The organism is Methylobacterium sp. Leaf125 (assembly GCF_001423085.1).
Taxonomy (GTDB): Bacteria; Pseudomonadota; Alphaproteobacteria; order Rhizobiales; family Beijerinckiaceae; genus Methylobacterium.
In genome coordinates this window covers 1-16,026 of record NZ_LMNU01000001.1, presented here as the reverse complement: position 1 = coordinate 16,026, position 16,026 = coordinate 1, and the positions used below count along the sequence as shown (strand labels likewise).

9 protein-coding genes and 1 pseudogene are annotated in these 16,026 nt (G+C 68.0%); 4 read left to right on the top strand and 6 right to left on the bottom strand.

Annotation, left to right across the window (positions count from 1 at the left end; all coding sequences use genetic code 11):
- The 3 genes from ASF58_RS00060 to ASF58_RS00050 all read right to left on the bottom strand — a co-directional run bounded on the left by ASF58_RS00060 (window position 1) and on the right by ASF58_RS00050 (window position 4,067).
- Window positions 1-1,335, bottom strand: coding sequence for a dicarboxylate/amino acid:cation symporter (locus ASF58_RS00060; protein ID WP_055945800.1), 1,335 nt, complete (start codon window positions 1,333-1,335; stop codon window positions 1-3).
- Between the two features lie 145 nt (window positions 1,336-1,480).
- Window positions 1,481-2,911 (bottom strand): aspartate ammonia-lyase, encoded by a 1,431-nt coding sequence (gene aspA, locus ASF58_RS00055; RefSeq protein ID WP_244477139.1) that lies wholly within the window; start codon window positions 2,909-2,911, stop codon window positions 1,481-1,483.
- 256 nt (window positions 2,912-3,167) lie between these two features.
- Entirely contained in the window at window positions 3,168-4,067 is a 900-nt protein-coding gene (locus ASF58_RS00050) for a LysR family transcriptional regulator (RefSeq protein WP_055945797.1), read from the bottom strand.
- A 161-nt stretch (window positions 4,068-4,228) separates the two neighbouring features.
- Between ASF58_RS00050 and ASF58_RS00045 the strand changes: the two genes are divergently transcribed.
- From ASF58_RS00045 to ASF58_RS00035, 3 genes are all read left to right on the top strand, one after another.
- Window positions 4,229-5,557 carry an MFS transporter gene (locus ASF58_RS00045; RefSeq protein ID WP_055945796.1) on the top strand — a complete coding sequence of 443 codons (1,329 nt, stop codon included), beginning with the start codon at window positions 4,229-4,231 and terminating at the stop codon, window positions 5,555-5,557.
- Window positions 5,558-5,714: 157 nt separating this feature from the next.
- Window positions 5,715-7,535 carry a translational GTPase TypA gene (typA, locus tag ASF58_RS00040; protein ID WP_055945793.1) on the top strand — a complete coding sequence of 607 codons (1,821 nt, stop codon included), beginning with the start codon at window positions 5,715-5,717 and terminating at the stop codon, window positions 7,533-7,535.
- Between the two features lie 437 nt (window positions 7,536-7,972).
- Entirely contained in the window at window positions 7,973-10,948 is a 2,976-nt protein-coding gene (locus ASF58_RS00035; RefSeq protein WP_055945791.1) for a DNA methyltransferase, read from the top strand.
- Window positions 10,949-10,975: 27 nt separating this feature from the next.
- On the opposite strand, the gene ASF58_RS00030 is transcribed toward ASF58_RS00035, so the two are convergent.
- The 3 genes and pseudogenes from ASF58_RS00030 to ASF58_RS00020 form a co-directional block, all read right to left on the bottom strand.
- Entirely contained in the window at window positions 10,976-12,631 is a 1,656-nt protein-coding gene (locus ASF58_RS00030; RefSeq protein WP_055945788.1) for an acyl-CoA synthetase, read from the bottom strand.
- A gap of 97 nt (window positions 12,632-12,728) precedes the next feature.
- Window positions 12,729-13,181: a lipocalin-like domain-containing protein gene (locus ASF58_RS00025; protein ID WP_200930151.1), complete on the bottom strand. Its 453-nt coding sequence runs from the start codon at window positions 13,179-13,181 to the stop codon at window positions 12,729-12,731.
- 391 nt (window positions 13,182-13,572) lie between these two features.
- Window positions 13,573-14,691: pseudogene (locus ASF58_RS00020) on the bottom strand (IS3 family transposase); the annotation flags it as partial.
- Between the two features lie 194 nt (window positions 14,692-14,885).
- Here ASF58_RS00020 and ASF58_RS00005 point away from each other — a divergent pair.
- Window positions 14,886-15,988 (top strand): IS3 family transposase gene (locus ASF58_RS00005; RefSeq protein WP_156375492.1). Its coding sequence is split into 2 segments (ribosomal slippage): window positions 14,886-15,147 and window positions 15,147-15,988, totalling 1,104 coding nucleotides; the frame shifts between segments, so codons are not numbered across the junction.
- The last annotated feature ends 38 nt before the right edge of the window (window positions 15,989-16,026 follow it).

Sequence of the window (16,026 nt, the reverse complement as noted above, 5' to 3'; positions counted from 1 at the left end):
TCAGCTGCGGGCCGGGGCCAGGGGGGACGTCGCCGCCGAGGCCTCCGCGGAACCGTCCGTCTCCGCATCCCGCTCGGCGTCCATCTCGCCCTGCCATTGGGCGACGGCCGCCGTGGCGAGGCCGTTGCCGAGGACGTTGGTCACGGTGCGGCCCATGTCGAGGATCTGGTCGACTCCCATGATGAGCAGGATGCCCGCCGCTGGCAGCCCGAACATCGGCACGGTCGCGGCCACCACCACGAGGGAGGCACGCGGCACGCCGGCGATGCCCTTGCTCGTCACCATCATGACGAGGAGCATGGTGAACTGCTCGGCCACCCCGAGATGGATGCCGAAGGCCTGAGCGATGAACAGCGCCGCCATCGCCTGATACATCATCGAACCGTCGAGGTTGAACGAGTAGCCGAGCGGCAGCACGAAGCCGGTGACCCGGGGGCGGACGCCGAACGTCTCCAGCACCTCGACGGTGCGGGGGAAGGCGGCCTCGCTGCTGGCGGTGGAGAAGGCGAGGATCATCGGCGCCCGCAGCAGGTCCAGCAGGCGCACCACCCGGTGGCCCAGCGCCAGCCAGCCGGCCCCGATCAGGAGGATCCAGAGTACCGCGAGGCCGAGGTAGAACGCGCCGATGAACTTGCCGTAATCGATGAGGACGCCGAGGCCCTGCACGGTGATCACGGCCGCGATGGCGGCGAAGACCGCGACGGGCGCCAGGCGCATCACCGCGTCGGTGACGGCGAACATCACCCGGGCGAGACCGTCGATCATGTGCACCATCGGGTCGGCGTAGCGCCGGTCGATCACGCTGAGGCCGGAGCCGAAGAAGATCGAGAACACCAGGATCTGCAGCACCTCGTTGGTGGCCATGGCCGAGACGATGCTGGTCGGGAACACGTGGGTGAGGAAGTCGCGCAGGTTGAGGGAGGCGGCCTTGAGCCCGGACTGGGCCCCGGCCTCCGGCAGGGGCAGGGCGAGGCCGGCCCCCGGCTGGAACAGGTTGGCGACGAGGAATCCGAGGGTCAGCGAGACCACGGAGGCGGTGAGGAACCAGCCCATGGCGAGGGCCGCGACCCGGCCCACCGCCCGGGTGTCGCCGAAGCTCGCGATGCCCGACACGATGGTGGCGAAGACCAGGGGTGCGATGATCATCTTGATCAGGCGCAGGAAGATGTCGGTGCAGAGGGTGAAATAGCCGGCGATCTCCTTGGCCTCCGCCGGCCCCGCCGCCATCCCGTGCAGGACCGCTCCCACCAGGATGCCGAGGACGAGCCCGAGGCCGGTGTAGAGGGTGAGCCGGCCGGATTTCCTGCCGTCCGCCTTGGCGTCGCCGTGCGTCATGGTGTTCCTCCCTGTGTGGTGCTGTTGGCGCCGTGCCGGCGCTCTGTCCCGCGGGTCATGGCGTGACCCGGTGGTGCGGTGATGGGCGCGGCGCCACGCCGTCTGGCCCTTGCCCCCTCTCCCGCAGAGGGGCGGGGAGCCATCCTCAGGCCGCCGCGAAGGCCTGCGGCCGGGTCAGGCGGTCCGGCTGCAGCACGGCGTCGAGCTGCGCCTTGGCCATCAGGCCCTGCTCGAGGACGAGTTCGTAGACCCCGCGCCCGGTGGCATGGGCCTCCAGGGCCACGGCGGTGGCGTTGCGGTAGCCGATATAGGGGTTGAGGGCGGTGACGATGCCGATCGATTGCTCGACGCTGGCCCGCAGGCGCTCGCGGTTGGCGGTGATGCCCCGGACGCAGTGCAGGTCGAGGGTGATGCAGGCCGCGCGCAGGTGGGTGAGGCTGTTGAACAGGCTGTAGGCGATGATCGGCTCGAAGGCGTTGAGCTGGAGCTGACCGGCCTCCGCCGCGAAGGTGATGGTCACGTCGTTGCCGATGACCTCGAAGGCGACCTGGTTGACCACTTCGGGGATCACCGGGTTCACCTTGCCGGGCATGATCGAGGAGCCGGCCTGCCGCGCCGGCAGGTTGATCTCGTTGAAGCCGGCCCGCGGCCCGCTGGAGAGGAGGCGCAGGTCGTTGCAGGTCTTCGACAGCTTGACGGCCACCCGCTTGAGCACCCCCGAGAGCTGCACGAAGGCACCGCAATCCTGCGTCGCCTCGACGAGATCCTCGGCGGTCTGCAGGGGGATGCCGGTGATCTCGGAGAGCCGTGCACAGACGCGGGCGGCGTAGAGCGGATGCGCGGTGATGCCGGTGCCGATGGCGGTGGCCCCCATGTTGATCTCGCGGATCAGCAGGGCGGCTTCCCCGAGCCGGGTCTCGTCCTCGCGCAGCATCAGCGCGTAGGTGCCGAATTCCTGGCCCAGCGTCATCGGCACCGCGTCCTGCAGCTGGGTGCGGCCCATCTTGAGGATGTCGGCGAACTCGGTCGCCTTGGCGGCGAAGCTGCCGCGCAAGGCCGCCATCGCGTCGATCAGCCGTCGGATGGCGCCGGTGGCGGCGATCTTCAGGGCCGTCGGGTACACGTCGTTGGTGCTCTGGCCCATGTTGACGTGCTCGTTCGGGTGCAGGTGCTCGTAGGCGCCGCGCTCGTGGCCGAGGATCTCCAGCGCCCGGTTGGCGATGACTTCGTTGGCGTTCATGTTGGTGGAGGTCCCGGCACCGCCCTGGATCAGGTCGACCACGAACTGGTCGTGCAGGGCACCGGCGCGAATCTCCTCGCAGGCTGCCACGATGGCATCCGTGCGGGCCGCATCGAGGAGGCCGAGCTCCCGGTTGGCCAGCGCCGCCGCCTGCTTGATCGCCGCGAGCGCATTGATGAGGTCCGAGCAGTCGGCCAGGGTCCGGCCCGTGATCGCGAAGTTCTCGACCGCCCGCAGGGAGTGGACGCCGTAATAGGCCGCCTGCGGCACCTCCCGGTCGCCCAGGAGGTCGTGCTCGGTGCGGGTCGGATGGCCATCAACGGGAATGCGGGTCACGGCTCTCTCCTGGCGTCCGGACGTCCGGGGTCCGAAGCGATGGGCGTGCGGATGCGGTCCGGCACGGTGTGCCGGTCGGGAATCGGCCACGCGGGCGCGGCGGCGCAGCCGCGCGGACGGCCTCGCCTCGAGTCTGCGTGGAGGGTCGGAAGGGGCGCGCCCGCGACGCGCCGCGGGACGGGTGCGGCTCGGTGCGCCGCCGGGGAGGGCAGTAATCCCGCTCCGACCCCGGCGCCAATGCTAGTTTCGACCGAGATTATTCCTGTAACGCATAGTTTGGTTCGTCGAGGGCAGCGGCGGCCCAGACCGCATCGAGGAAGGGCCGGGCGCGCTCGGCGCTGCGATAGAGCCGGATCTCCATCAGCATCTCGGCGCTGACGACCGCCAGGGCGCCGGAGGCGATCTCCCCCGCCACCAGGCTGACGGGGAGCCAGGCGACCCCGTGGCCGGCCAGCGCCATGGAGCGCAGGGCCTCGGCCATGGAGTTCTCGTTGGTGTGGATCGGGTAGGTGACGGGCGCACCCTCCGCGGATTGGGCGATGGCGGCGAGGAGGCCGAGGAAGGAGCCGCGCGAATACTGCAGCAGCGGCCGCCGTCCCTCGCGGTCTGGCGGAAGGCCGTTCGGGGCGGCCACCGCCACGAGGCTGTCGCGTCCGATCACCCGGTGCGGATAGCGCTCCGGGTCGAGGGGCATCGGAATCCCCGGATGGTGATAGGTCAGCAGGAGGTCGTAGCCGCCCTCCACCAGCGCCTGGACGCAGATGTTGAAGTTGTCGGGCAGGACCCGGCTCGCCATCGGCCCGACCGCCTCGCGGATGCCGTTCAGCCAGCGCGGCAGGACGGAGAGGCAGAGGGAGTGGAGCGCGGCGATCGTCACCACCGGCAGGCTGGTGCGTTCGCTGCGAGTCCGGAAGTCGGCGCGGCTGAGGGTGAGGAGGCGCAGGACCTCCTCGGCGGTCTCGAGGAACTGGCGTCCGTCCGCCGTGAGGGTGATGGGGTAGGTGCTGCGATCGAGCAGCACCGTGCCGAGCCAGACCTCAAGGGACCGGATGCGCCGGCTGAAGGCCGATTGCGTGACGAACCGCGCCTCGGCCGAGCGCGAGAAGCTGCGCGTCTCGGCGAGGCTGATGAAGTCCTCGATCCACTTGAGTTCCATCGTCGTCCTTCGGCCCCGCGCCCCGCGTGCTCCGAGGACCGGTCGCGAACTCTCGCATCCACCCGCGCGACGCGGCAAGGTGGGGCCGGCCACGCGCCTCCGCCGCGCGGTCCGTCCCTTGCTGGGCGTCCGGGCCCGATTCCCAGAAAAGAGAGCCGCGCATGCGCCCGAGCCCATCCCCCGAGTCCGCGCCGCGCCAGCCCGCCCGGGCCGCCATCGCCGCCTTCGTCGGCACCACGATCGAGTGGTACGACTTCTTCATCTACGGCACGGCCGCCGCCCTGGTGTTCGGGCCGCTGTTCTTCGCCGAGGCGACGCCCTTCGTCGCGACCCTGGCGGCCTTCGGCACCTTCGCGGTGGGCTTCCTCGCCCGGCCCCTCGGCGGCGTGGTTTTCGGCCATGTCGGCGACCGGCTCGGGCGCAAGCGGGCCCTCGTCGTCACCCTGGTGATGATGGGGCTGGCGACCACCGGCATCGGCCTGCTGCCCACCTATGCCAGCATCGGGATCTGGGCGCCGGTGGCGCTGGTGTGCCTGCGCATTCTCCAGGGCATCGCCGTGGGCGGCGAGTGGGGCGGGGCGGTGCTGCTCGCCGCCGAGCACGCGCCGAAGGGGCGCGCGACCTTCTTCGCCTCCTTCGCTCAGCTCGGCAGTCCCGCCGGGCAGATCCTGTCGCTGCTGGCATTCCGCCTCGCCGGGCTGATGGACAAGGACAGCTTCCTCGCCTGGGGCTGGCGCCTGCCCTTCCTGGTCAGCATCGTCCTGCTCTTCGTCGGCCTGTTCATCCGCCTCGGCGTCGGCGAATCACCGGACTTTCAGGATGCTCGAACCGCGGAGAACCGGGCGGCGGCCCCTGCCCAGGCCCCGATTCGAGAGGTCCTGGCCACCAGCCTGAGGCCGCTGGCCCTGGCGGCGGGGGCCAACACCTTCGCGATCGGCTCGGTCTACCTCTTCAACACGTTCATGATCACCTACACGACCCAATATCTCGGCCTGCCCCGGGCGACGATCCTCGATGCATTGCTGGTGGCGGCCTGCGTCCAGCTGGTGATGACGCCGGTAGGCGCGCGAATCGCCGAGGTCATCCGCAACGAGCGCCTCTTCCTCCAGGGCACCCTGATCTGGGCGATGCTGGCGCCCTATCCCCTCTTCCTCTTGGTCGATCTCGGCTCCGTCCCGGCCCTGATGCTCGGGCTGGCCCTCAACGTCGTCGGCAGCGCCACCTTCTACGCGGTCATCGCCGGCTACGTGGCCGGCGCCTTTCCGACCCGGGTGCGCTACACCGCCATCTCGGTGGCCTACCAGGTCTGCGGCGCGGTGGCGGGCGGGCTCACCCCGATCATCGGCACCATCCTGGCCGAGCGCTTCCAGGGCCATTGGTGGCCCATCGCCGCCTTCGGCACCACCCTCGCGGCGATCTCGTTCGTCTGCGTCACCGCGCTCGGCCGCGACCGGGCGCGAGCCCGGCCCCCGGAACCTGCCCGCGCCTGACGGGGGTGGGCCATGCTCGGTCCTGCGGCGGTCGCCCCTTGCCCCGGAGCCTCACACCTTATATTGCGACGCGATAGCTCGATCCCGTGACCCGGCGCAGCCGGCCGCATTCCTGCGGCCCGTCGCGTGACGGGCTCTTCTCGCTTCCGGATACCCTATGAAGCTTCGCAACATCGCCATCATCGCCCACGTCGACCACGGCAAGACGACGCTCGTCGACAAGCTGCTGTCGCAGTCCGGATCGTTCCGCGAGAACCAGCGCGTCGAGGAACGCGCCATGGACTCGAACGACCTCGAGAAGGAGCGCGGCATCACCATCCTGGCCAAGGCGACCTCGGTCGTCTGGAAGGACACCCGCGTCAACGTCGTCGACACCCCCGGCCACGCCGATTTCGGCGGCGAGGTGGAGCGCATCCTCTCGATGGTGGATGGCGTGATCGTGCTGGTCGACGCGGCCGAAGGCCCGATGCCCCAGACCAAGTTCGTGGTCGGCAAGGCCCTCAAGATCGGCCTCAAGCCGATCGTGGCGATCAACAAGGTCGACCGTCCGGATGCCCGCATCACCGAGGTGGTGAACGAGGTATTCGACCTGTTCGCGGCCCTCGACGCCACCGACGAGCAGCTCGACTTCCCGATCCTCTACGGCTCGGGCCGCGCCGGCTGGATGGCGACCTCGCCGGACGGCGACCAGAGCGAGGGCCTCGCGCCGCTGTTCGACCTCGTCCTGGCGCACGTGCCCCAGGCCAAGGTCGAGGACGGCCCGTTCCGGATGCTCGGCACCCTGCTGGAAGCCAACCCCTTCCTCGGCCGCATCATCACCGGCCGCATCGCCTCCGGCACCGTGAAGCCGAACCAGGCCATCAAGGTCATGGACCGCACGGGCAAGCTCGTGGAGACCGGCCGCGTCTCGAAGATCCTGGCCTTCCGCGGCCTGGAGCGCGCGCCCATCGACGTCGGTGAGGCCGGCGACATCGTCTCCATCGCGGGCCTCGTGAAGGGCACCGTGGCCGACACCTTCTGCGACCCGCAGGTCGAGACCCCGATCCAGGCCCAGCCGATCGATCCGCCCACCGTGACGATGTCCTTCATCGTCAACGATTCGCCGCTCGCCGGCACCGAGGGCGACAAGGTCACGAGCCGCATGATCCGCGACCGCCTGTTCAAGGAGGCCGAGGGCAACGTCACGCTCAAGATCGAGGAGGCCGCCGACAAGGATTCGTTCTTCGTCTCGGGCCGCGGCGAGTTGCAGCTCGCTATCCTGATCGAGACCATGCGCCGCGAGGGCTTCGAGATCGCCGTCTCGCGTCCCCGCGTGGTGCTCTCGAAGGATGAGAACGACAACGTCCTCGAGCCGGTCGAGGAGGTCGTGGTCGACGTCGACGAGGAGTATTCCGGCGTCGTCGTGCAGAAGATGTCCGAGCGCAAGGCCGAGATGATCGAGATGAAGCCGTCGGGCGGGTCCCGCCTGCGCCTCGTCTTCCATGCGCCCACCCGCGGCCTGATCGGCTACCAGGGCGAGCTCATGACCGACACCCGCGGCACCGCGATCATGAACCGGCTGTTCAAGGCCTACGAGCCCTACAAGGGCGAGATGCCCGGCCGCCGCAACGGCGTGCTGATCTCGAACGACAAGGGCGAGGCCGTGGCCTACGCCATGTGGAACCTCGAGGACCGCGGCCCGATGATGATCGAGCCCGGCGCCAAGGTGTACCAGGGCATGATCATCGGCGAGCACAACCGCGAGAACGATCTCGAGGTGAACGTGCTCAAGGGCAAGAAGCTCACCAACATCCGCACCACCTCGAAGGATGAGGCGGTGCGCCTGACGCCGCCGATCCGCATGACCCTGGAGCGCTCGCTCGCCTGGATCCAGGACGACGAGCTGATGGAGGTCACGCCGAAATCCATCCGGCTGCGCAAGACCTACCTCGACCCCAATGAGCGCAAGCGCTTCGAGCGCTCGGGCGGCGTCGCCTAAGCGCACCCAGCCACCCCACGCACTGACGACACGAGGCCGGGCGAAAGCCCGGCCTTTTTTCGTTCCGCTTCCCCGATACCGGCGCCTTCGACAGCGCATGGGAGAATCCAAAATAGCACCTAGAATAAATACTGATCCAACGTTAGGTTGGATCATGTCGCGTATTCCCGTCACCGATCCCCCCGGCCTCGCAGGATTCCTCGGTTCGCCCATGGATCGGACCGGATCCCGCCCCCGCGGGGTGCCAGCCCCTTCGAATCCGTCCGGTCCCTTCGGATTCAGGGCGATGCCGCCTGCACGGCGGTGCCCTGCTCCGCCGCGTGGCGAAGCCCGCCGGGCGGCCGAGCCCGTCCCCCTTCGCCCGGGTGCCGGTCCGGCGATCGGCTGACCCCGGAACGCTCGTTCGAGACGGATGCGGATGCGTTGGAGTGTGTCGGATGGACCTGCAGCGAGGCCGCGAGTTCGATCAGTTTCTCCAGGTCCTGGACCGGTTGTGCCAGCGATTCGCGAAATATCGCCCGGAGTATCGCAGGGGCCTGGACGAATACTCGCTGCGAAACGAGTACCTGGATCCGTTCTTCGAGGCCTTGGGCTGGGACGTCAGGAACACCAAGGACGATCCGCCCTTCATGCGAGACGTACGGGTCGAGTACAGGGCCTATGATGGGATCATCAACGGCAAGGCCGATTACGTGTTTCGGATCGGCGGCTTCGACCGGTTCGTCTGCGAAGCGAAGAAGTTTCCCGAGAAGCTCGAGAACCATCGGTTCCAGCTGCAGAACTACGTCTACAACCTGCGTCTCTGGATCGGCCTGACGACGAATTTCGACGAGCTGAACCTGTTCGTGGTCGGGGGGAAGCCGAGCCGGGAGAAGCCGTTCAGCGTCGTGCCGGGCTGGCGCCTCTGCTACCAGGACTACCGGGATGCGGCGCCCAAGATCTGGGATCTGCTGTCACGGCAGGCCGTCGCGGCCGGATCGCTGGAAGCTTTCATCCAGAACCTGCCCAAGGTCACCTCCCGGACCGACCGGCAACTCTGGCTGATCAAGCCGGACCGCAACCGGGCCGTCGATACCGATTTCCTGCAGTATCTCGAAGGCGAGCGCGCCCGGCTGGCCAAGTCCCTGATCCGGCACAATGCCGCCCTGCACTGGGACGTGGACGCGATCAACGAAGCCGTCCAGGTGATCCTCGATCGCCTGATCTTCCAGAGGGTCTGCGAGGATCGCGACATCGATACCTTCCAGACGCTGCGGCAGGCGCTGGCACTCTGGGAGCGGAACGGACGCCGGAAGGGCGACTTGTGGCCCCTGATCGTCGGCAACCAGGCGAACATGCGGGCGGCCTTCAACGGCGGGCTCTACGGACGGGCCGGAACGCCGTCCCACTTCGTCGAGTCCTGCGTGGTCGATGACCGGTGGCTCGCCGACTTCATCGATCATCTGGCCGGGGACGAGTCGCCCTACCTCTTCAGCACCCTGCCGATCGAGATCCTGGGCTCCGTCTACGAGCGCTTCCTCGGCTCGATCATCGACGGACAGGGGAACGTGACGCCGAAGCCCGAGATCCGGAAGCAGGGCGGCGTCTTCTACACGCCCGAACACATCGTCGCGCAGATCGTCGACGGCGCCCTGGCGCCGCTCCTCGAGGGCAAGACGCCGGAACAGATGCGCCGGATCCGGATCCTCGATCCGGCCTGCGGCTCTGGAACCTTCCTGATCCGTGCGCTGGAAAAGCTCTTCCAGGCGCATATCCACTATTACCATCTCAACGGCGACAAGCGGGACGGGAAATCCGTCTATGTCGACGCGCAGGGCGACCTGAAGCTGACCAGCGAGCTCAAGAAGCGCATCGCCAAGGATTGCATCTTCGGCGTCGATATCGATCGCCAGGCGGTCGAAGTCTCGGAGATGTCGATCTATCTCAAGATCCTCGAGGGCGAGACCCAATCCACCCTGGGGCGGCAGAGGGTGCTGTTCCCGAACGAGACGTTCCTTCCGGACCTGTCCGGCAACATCCATGTCGGCAACAGCCTCGTCGGACAGGATGCCTACGCGCTTCTGCCGGCCGACCTGCGGATCACCGAGGCGAAACCGTTCTCCTGGGAGCTGTCGTTTCCGGAGGTCCGTGCCCGCGGCTGGTTCGATGCGGTCATCGGCAATCCGCCCTACGACGTCATCGAGAAGGCGCGCGGCGCGGCCTCCTGGCCGCACGATGTCTTCCGCGCCTACCTCGCCCGGACCGACCGCCTGGACGCCGCGAAGGGCGGCAAGCTGAACCTGTTCCGGTTCTTCCTGATCCAGAGCCTGCAACTCGTCAGGCACAACGGGTCCCTGGGCATGATCGTACCCATGGCGCTCCTGGCCGATTTCAGCTGCAAGAGGACCCGCCTCTCGCTCCTGGATCAGGTCGACGCGCTGCGCGCGCAGGCCTTTCCGCAGAAGGACATCCGCCAGCATCGCGTCTTCTACGATGCCAAGCTGTCGACGGTGGTCGTGGGAGGCCGCAAGCGTGCACCGTCCCGGCGCAAGCACAACCCGCGCATCGGCCTGCAGGTTTATCCCCGGGCATCCTTCGATGATCCCTCCCGCGACGTGACGATGCAACGGAGCGAATTGGCGGCCATCGATCCCCTGGGCCTGCCGATCCCGATCACCGATCAGGCCTCGTGGGAGCTGGCCAAGAAGCTGCATCAATCGAACTCAGTCGCGCGCCTCGACGGGATCGAGGGCCTTCGGATCGCCCGGGGCGAGATCAACCAGACAGTCTACCGCGCCTACATCACGGACGACCCCCGGCACAGCCGGCTCCTGAAGGGCGTCGAGGTCTCGGCTTACGCGATCCACCGTACCTTGAGCCAGGGGCGGGTCGAATGGTTCGACCGTGCGCGATACGAGCGGACCCACGTCACGCCGGATGCCGTCGGCGTCCGGCGCATCGCGACCCAGAGGATCACCGGCGTCGACGAGCGGTATCGGATCGTCGCGACCCTCTCGGAGCCGGGCTGGTACTTCGCCGATTCGACCAACGCGGTCGTCGTCGCTCCGACCTGCGGCCTGTCCCCGGAATACATCCTCGCCTGCCTGAACAGTCGGCTGCTGCAATGGCGATTCCAGCTCACCAGCTCCAACAACAATGTCGGAACGAACGAACTCGCCGCCCTGCCGATCCGGCTGCTCGACCTGGGGGATGCCGGCGAGGCGCGGACCCATGCCGCGATCGTCGCGCAGGTCGGGCACCTGCTGCAGCTCGGCGCGCAGCTCACCGCCCATCCGAGCCTCAAGGTCCGGGCGGAGGCGATCCCGCGCTTCCGGGAGGTTCGTTCCAGTCTCGATCGGACGATCGAGACCCTCTACAACCTGACGGCCGACGAGGCCGCCCTGGTCCATCGCAGGTTCGCGGCCCCGGCGTGATCGGCGACGGGCGGGACCGTCGATCGCTCACGTGTCCTTCGCCCGCTCCCGCAGCAGGTACTTCTGCACCTTGCCGGTCGAGGTCTTCGGCAGGTCTCCGAACACGATGTGGCGCGGAAGCTTGTAGCCGGCCAGCCGCTCGCGGCACCAGGCGATGAGGGCGTCGGCCTCCACGGTGGCGCCGGGCTTCAGCTCGACGAACGCCATCGGGGTCTCACCCCACTTCGCGTCGGGGCGGGCCACGACCGCGGCGGCGGAGACGGCGGGGTGGCGGAACAGGGCGTCCTCCACCTCGATGGAGGAGATGTTCTCGCCGCCCGAGATGATGATGTCCTTCGAGCGGTCCTTGAGCTGGATGTAGCCGTCCGGGTGCTTGACCCCGAGGTCGCCGGAGCGGAACCAGCCGCCCGCGAAGGCCGCCTGCGTCGCCTTCGGGTTCTTCAGGTAGCCGCGCATCACCACGTTGCCGCGGAACATCGCCTCGCCCATGGTCTCGCCATCCGCCGGCACGGACGCGCAGGTCTCGGGGTCGCGGATGTCGAAGCCCTCGAGGACGGGATAGCGCACGCCCTGGCGCGCCATCCGGGCGGCACGGGCCTCGTCGTCGAGGGCGTCCCAGTCGCGGTGCCAGGCATTCACCACGGCCGGGCCGTAGGTCTCGGTGAGACCGTACAGGTGGGTGACGTCGAAGCCGGCGGCGCCCATGGCGCCGAGAACCGCCTGGGGCGGCGGCGCGGCCGCCGTCAGGAAGGCGACCCGCCGGGGCAGGGGGCGGCGCTCCGCCTCGGGTGCGTTGAGGAGGAGCTGCATCACGATCGGCGCCCCGCACAGATGCGTGACGCCGTGCTCGGCCAGGGCCTGGTAGAGCGCGCCGGCCCGGACCTGGCGCAGGCAGACATGGGTGCCGGCGACCACCGACAGGGTCCAGGGAAAGCACCAGCCGTTGCAGTGAAACATCGGCAGGGTCCAGAGATAGACCGGGTGCTGCCCGAGATTGCCCGTGATGACGTTGCCGAGGCAGAGCAGGGCGGCGCCGCGATGGTGATAGACCACGCCCTTCGGGTCGCCGGTGGTGCCCGAGGTGTAGTTCAGGGAGATCGCGTCCCACTCGTCGCCGGGCATCGCCCAGTCCCAGGCCGGGTCGCCCTCCGCCAGGAGCGCCTCGTAGCCGAGGCTGCCGACCGCCGTGCCGGGGCCGGTGAAGTCTGGGTCGTCGACATCGATCACCAGGGGCTTGACCCGGGCCTGGGCCAGCGCCGGGGCCACGACCTTCGAGAATTCCCGGTCGGTGATCAGCACCTTGGCCTCGCCGTGGTCGAGGCAGAAGGCGAGGCCGGCGGCGTCCAGGCGGGTGTTCAGGGTGTTGAGCACGGCGCCGGTCATCGGCACCCCGTAATGGACCTCGATCATCTCGGGCGTGTTGGCGAGGATGACCGCGACGGTGTCGCCGCGCCCGATGCCGCGTGCCGCCAGGGCCGCCCCGAGGCGGCGGCAGCGCGCGTAGAGCTCGGCATAGCTGCGGCGCAGGGGGCCGTGGATCACCGCGCAGTGATCCGGGAAGACGCGCGCCGACCGGTCGAGGTAGCTCAGGGGCGTCAGCGGCTGGTAATTCGCCGGGTTGCGGTCGAGGTCCCGGTCATAGATCGATGGCGCGGCCCTGTCGGCCGTCGTCGAGGTCATCATCGGCGTATCTCCCTGTCGGGAGAGTACCCCGTCGCAGCATTCCGACAAATCGCCCCGAATCCTCGCCCACAAGGGGCCTTGCGCGGCGACGCAGGCCCTAACCGGCGGCGGCGCGGCGCCATGTCAGGTGGTAGGTGACCTCCCGGCCGCCGGAGCGGATCGGCGACGCGGTGCTCAGGCGAAGGGTGTCCCCCTCGAGGGAGACGAGGCGCGGCTGGGTCTGCCCGAGCCAGTTCGGGAACAGCGACACGGCCATCGTGTGGGAGAGCAGCCCCTCCGCCTCGATCCGGAACGGGCCGGAATAGGCGATGTAGCCCATCGCCTGCGCGGCGAGTTCCTCGGGTGTGGCGACGAACCAGTCCCCGGAGGCGAAGGCGGGGCGGCCCGGCCGCATGAGCTGCGCCGACATGTACCCGTCCGGCGTGTACAGGATCAGTCCCCGCGGGCGCTCGCCCAGCGGATAGGACGGGGCCGAGCCGTCGGTGGGCCTTTCCACGTACGATACCAGCGTCCAGGTTCCGATCAGCTGCGCGTGCAAGGTCCCGGTCATCATCCCTCCATGCCGGGCGACCGGCCTCGGCCGTGCGGCGGACTCACCCGTGTGGAGCGGAACGCGTTGTCGACGCATCCGCTCCGGGCGGGGCGGGGGTCTGTCGGTGTAAAGGTCTGTCCAGGCAGCGGGCGCGGGGAGCCGTCGGGCGGAGCGGGAGGAGGGTCGATCGAACGTCCCCAGCGGTCCTCGTCCCATGGCGGGGCGCCGTCCCGATCCTCGGTCCGGGCCTGTCCCATTGCAGGCTAATTGATAGGCCACTACCTTTTGGGGATCGGGGCGACCTGGCCTGCCCCGATCTGGTGGTCCAGGTTCGAAGTTCGTGCATCGTCGGTCGCGTGACGATGGCAGGGCGCGCGGTCGGCACTGAGCCGTTCGGTTCCGTTGGCCAGAGGATGACTTCGGGCGCAGGCGGCTGGTCGCCGAGCAACGAGTGCGGTCGGATGCTGTTGTCGTGCTTCCGCCATGGCTCGATCACGTCGCTGGCCTCCTTGAGGGCGAAGAACACCTCGCCGTCGAGGAGTTCATCGCGCAGCTTCGCGTCGAAGCTCTCGTAAGTCACCGTTCTCCCACGGACTGCCCGATTCGATGTAGGCGACCTCCGAGCCGACCGCTGCGATCCAATCTCGGACAGATCGAGCGATGAACTCAGGTCCGCTGTCCGAACGGATAGGGCCTGGCACCCCGCGCAGGCTGAACATGTCCGAGAGCACGTCGATCCCATTGAGGGCCTTCAGCTTACGGGCGACCCGGATCGCCAGGCACTCGCGGGTGAACGCATCGATGACGTTCAGCATCCGGTCCTTGCGTCCGTTGTGCGTCCGGTGCTCGACGACGTCGTAGGACCAGACGTGGTCAGGCCGCTCGGGCCGCAGTCGCAGGCAGGAGCCGTCGTCGAGTCAGAGGCGCGACCGCTTCGACTGCCGAGCCGGAACCTTGAGCCCTTCACGGCACCAGATGCGCTCGACCAGCTTCACGTTCACCGTCCAGCCGTCACGCCGGAGCAAGGCCGCAATCCGACGGCAACTGTCGCGCCCGTACTGGACGGCGAATGCGATGATCGCGGCCGTCAGAGCGGCCTCGTCTTCGACCAGGACGGCGGTCTTGCGTTGCGTCGAACGATGCTGCCCCAGGACGCGGCAGGCGAAGCGTTCCGACACGCCATGCTCGGCCACGACGTAAGCGACACAAGCCCGGCGGCGAGCCGGGTTCAGAAGTTTTGCTGGCGCTGCCCTTCGGGTCCCGAAGCTGCCTCCTTCAAGATGAGCTTCTCCAAGGTCAGATTGGAGATCGCCCGACGAAGCCGCTGGTTCTCGGTCTCCAGAGACTTCAGCCGCTTGACCTGGTCACCCGTCAGGCCGCCATATTCGGAGCGCCAGCGGTCATACGTGACCTCAGTCACCTCGATGGAGCGGATTGCTTCGGCAACCTTGCGACCTTGCGAGACCAGAACATCCACCTGACGAAGCTTGGCGACAATCTCTTCGGCCGTGTGCTTCTTCCGCCCCATGATGACATCCTCCACATTGACCCTGACCCAGCAAACTGGTCCGCGCTGAGCGCAAGTTTTTCGGGCATCCTGAACCCTGAAGGAGGGTGGATGCCATGCCTCGCAAACGCTTCACNTGACCCTGACCCAGCAAACTGGTCCGCGCTGAGCGCAAGTTTTTCGGGCATCCTGAACCCTGAAGGAGGGTGGATGCCATGCCTCGCAAACGCTTCACGAATGAACAGATCGCCTTCGCCCTGCGGCAGGCGGAGAACGGCGCGACGGTGGACGAAGTTTGCCGGAAGATGGGCGTATCTGAGCCGACCTTTTATCGCTGGAAGAAGCAGTTCGTCGGCATGGGCGTGCCGGAGATCCGACGGCTCAAGCAGCTGGAGGACGAGAATGGTAAGCTCAAGCGGCTGGTCGCCGACCTGACGCTGGACCGCTCCATGCTGCAGGACGTCCTCAAACGAAAGTGGTGAGGCCCGCCGTTCGCCGTGAAGTCGCCGGTCACTTGCAGGTGGCCTACGACATCAGTGAGCGTCGGGCCTGCCAGGCCACCGGCTTCGGCCGTTCGTCCCAGCGTTACAGGAAGCGAGCCGACCCGCAGGTCGCTCTGCGGATGCGGTTGAAGGAGCTGGCCGCCGCACGGGTCCGCTACGGCTACCGGCGGCTGCACATCTTGCTGCGACGGGAGGGCTGGGAGGTGAACCACAAGCGCACCTACCGGATCTACCGAGACGAGGGGCTATCGATCCGGCCCAAGCTGCCCAAGCGCAAGCGAGCCTGGCGCTACCGTCAGGGGCGACCGGCGATCGGTGGGCCCAACGAGGTCTGGGCTATGGACTTCATGTCCGACCGCATCTTCGACGGACGTCCGTTCCGGATCTTGACCGTTGTCGATTGCCACACGCGAGAGGCGCTCTCACTCACACCGAGAGCCAACTTCCGCGCCTACCAAGTGACCGAGGCGCTCGACGCCTTGGTCAAGCTGAGGGGACGGCCCAAGAGCCTGCGGGTGGATAATGGACCGGAGTTCGCCGGGCGCATGCTTGACCAGTGGGCCTACCTGAACGGGGTCGAGATCGACTTCTCCCGACCGGGCAAGCCCACCGACAACGCCTACGTCGAGTCGTTCAACGGCCGCCTACGAGCGGAATGCCTGAACGCCTCTTGGTTCCTGTCTCTGGCCGATGCCCGTGAGCGCATCGAGGAATGGAGATGCCACTACAACGAAGATCGACCCCACACGGCCCTGGGCGGCTTGACGCCCCGAGCCTTCGCCAACCAAGCTGTCACAGCCCGAGAACTTGCATAGGCCGTGGACCACAAACGGGGTCAACTCCAACATGGCTC